Origin of the sequence: Pseudoxanthobacter sp., from assembly GCF_036822375.1 — a bacterium.
GTDB lineage: Bacteria > Pseudomonadota > Alphaproteobacteria > Rhizobiales > Segnochrobactraceae > Pseudoxanthobacter.
On sequence record NZ_DAISHT010000332.1, the window covers coordinates 1 to 2,620 of the forward strand.

Annotated in this window: 3 protein-coding genes and 1 pseudogene; all 4 read left to right on the forward strand. The window is 66.9% G+C overall.

Annotated elements, in window-relative coordinates:
• On the forward strand, window positions 1–595 hold a 595-nt coding region (locus V7067_RS17255; RefSeq protein WP_334177121.1), incomplete at its 5' end, for an ACT domain-containing protein.
• A gap of 44 nt (window positions 596–639) precedes the next feature.
• On the forward strand, window positions 640–1,641 hold the full coding sequence (glpX, locus tag V7067_RS17260; protein ID WP_334177122.1) for a class II fructose-bisphosphatase: 1,002 nt from the start codon (window positions 640–642) through the stop codon (window positions 1,639–1,641).
• 239 nt (window positions 1,642–1,880) lie between these two features.
• Window positions 1,881–2,393 carry a hypothetical protein gene (locus V7067_RS17265; protein ID WP_334177123.1) on the forward strand — a complete coding sequence of 171 codons (513 nt, stop codon included), beginning with the start codon at window positions 1,881–1,883 and terminating at the stop codon, window positions 2,391–2,393.
• 136 nt (window positions 2,394–2,529) lie between these two features.
• Window positions 2,530–2,620 (forward strand): annotated as a pseudogene (locus tag V7067_RS17270) (bacterioferritin); the annotation flags it as partial.

Sequence of the window (2,620 nt, forward strand, 5' to 3'; positions counted from 1 at the left end):
CGGCTATCGCATCAAGCTGCTGGGTGTCGCCACCCGCACCGGCGATGCCATCGAGCAGCGCGTGCATCCGACCATGGTGCCGAAATCATCGGCCATCGCGCGCGTCGACGGCGTGCTGAATGCGGTGGCGGTGGACGGCGATGCGGTGGGCGAGGTGGTGCTCGTCGGGCCGGGTGCCGGCGGCGAGGCCACGGCTTCGTCGGTCGTCGCCGATCTGCTCGATGTTGCAGCCGGCCGGCGCACCCCGGCCTTCGGCCGTCCCGCGGCGGCGCTGCAGCCCTATCGTCCGGCCGGCATCTCGCGCCATGCCGGCTGCTACTACATGCGCCTGCTGGTCGAGGACCGGCCGGGCGCGCTTGCCACCATTGCCCGCCTCATGGCCGACCATGGAATCTCGCTGGAATCCATCGTGCAGCGCCGGCGCGCTCCGATGGCCGATGCCGGCGGGGCCAAGGAGCCGGTGGCGGTGCAGCCTATCGTGCTCATCACCCACGAAACGACCGAGGAAGCCGTGCGGGCCGCCATCAAGGCGCTTGCCGCGGAAGAGGTCGTGGTCGGGGCGCCGCGCATGATCCGTATTGAGAAATTGGCCTGAGGCCGCCTGACCGGCCAGGGGCTGCACACAAAAAGGGGCTTACAATGTCCGTGATCGACAAGCCGCGCAGCAAGGTTCTTGAGCGCATCCTGACCCTTGAAGTGGTGCGCGTGACCGAGCGCGCCGCGGTGGCCGCCGCCCGTCTGCGCGGCCGCGGCGACGAGAAGGCGGCCGATCAGGCCGCCGTGGACGCGATGCGCCGCGAACTCAACGTGCTGCCGATCGACGGCGTGGTCGTGATCGGCGAGGGCGAGCGTGACGAAGCGCCGATGCTCTACATCGGCGAGCAGGTCGGCACGGGTGGTAACATCAAGGTCGACATCGCCCTCGATCCGCTGGAAGGCACCACGCTGTGCGCCAAGAACCAGCCGAATTCGCTGGCGGTTCTGGCCATTGCCGAACGCGGCGGCCTGCTCAACGCGCCCGACGTGTACATGGACAAGATCGCCGTCGGCCCGGGCTATCCGAAGGGCATCGTCGATCTCGACGCCTCGCCGGCCGATAACATCGCCGCCCTCGCCCAGGCCAAGAAGGTGCGCCCGGATGAGATCACCGCGCTGGTGATGGATCGTCCGCGCCATGCCGACCTGATCGAGGCCATCCGCTCCACGGGTGCGGCGGTGCAGCTCATCACCGATGGTGACGTGGCCGGCATCATCCACACCACCGAGCCGGAAGTGACCGGCGTCGACATCTATCTCGGCATCGGCGGCGCGCCGGAAGGCGTTCTGGCAGCGGCCGCGCTGCGTTGCATCGGCGGTCAGATGCAGGGCCGTCTCATCCTCGACAGCGAGGAGAAGATTGCGCGTGCCCGTCGCATGGGCATCGAGGAGCCGAAGAAGAAGTATGACCTGTTCGAGCTGGCCTCGGGCGACGTTTACTTCGCGGCCACCGGCGTGACCAACGGTTCGCTGCTGTCGGGCGTGCGCTTCGGCTACAAGGGCATCTACACCGAGACCCTCGTGATGCGCTCCGCCACCCGCACCGAACGCTGGATCAAGTCGCGTCATCCCTTCGTCGAGAAGTTCGCCGCCGAGGCGAAGTGATCGGCGCAATGTGAGGCCGGCCCGCCGGGCTGGCCATCGCGCGATGCGCTTTCAGGACGCGCAGCCCCACCGGGCTGCGCGTCTTCTTTTTTGCGCGGCAGCGATCGTTAAGAGTCTAAATTTCTGCACTTGCGTTTGGCTTGCAAAAGCATAATTCTAAAATCGTGTCATGTGCCGGTCCGTCGCCGGCCGTGGCCACAGGGGAGGGACGGCCGGACACGGCGCGCTAAGCCGCCGGAATGGCCAGTGACAGACGTAGCCGGAATGGTGGGACTGCGGCGGACCGGGCTGGCCGGCCGTGGCGTTTCCTGTTCCGGTTTTGTGTGAGGATGGTCCGCGGCATGATCGTGTGTTCCTGTAACCGGCTCTCCGACCGCACGCTGGCGCGCGCCGCGGGCGAAATCCTGGCGGAGCCGGATCGCGGTATCATCACGCCCGGGGCAGTGTTCAAGACACTGCGCTGCAGGCCGGATTGCGGTGGTTGCTTTCCTCTCGTGGTCGAAGTGATTCACAAGGCTGCCGTTGACGCGGACATTCCCGACGTGCGGCTTGAGCGCACAGCGCGGTCCGGGCGGGTGTTGCTGTCCGCGCGTCTGGCGGCCGCGCTGGCGGCCTGCCGCGATCCGGCGCCGGCCGGCGAAATGGCCGCCTGCGGCTGCGATGGCGTCGTGGTGGCGCTGGGAGACCGCCTGGCCGGTGTGCCGGCGGACGGTGTCGCGGCTGCGGAGCCGGCCCTGCGCCGCACCGCCTGAGGTGTGCCTGTCCGCACCCTGTCCTTACGGAAATTCCCCTATTGCTTCTCCTGAACTGGAATGATTAAACCGTTTCAGCGTGCCAGCAGGCACTGGCCGGGCCTGCCGGCTGCGAAAAAAGAAAACGGAGTTCATCATGAAGGGCGATCCGGAAGTTCTGGAGATACTGAACAAGTCGCTGAAGCATGAGCTTGCGGCGATCAATCAGTACTGGCTTCACTATCGCC

What these genes read in the sequence shown, in the direction of transcription:
- V7067_RS17265 (WP_334177123.1), top strand. Translation starts at nt 1,881, where the DNA reads ATGGCCAGTGACAGACGTAGCCGGAATGGTGGGACTGCGGCGGACCGG.
- glpX (WP_334177122.1), top strand. Translation starts at nt 640, where the DNA reads ATGTCCGTGATCGACAAGCCGCGCAGCAAGGTTCTTGAGCGCATCCTG.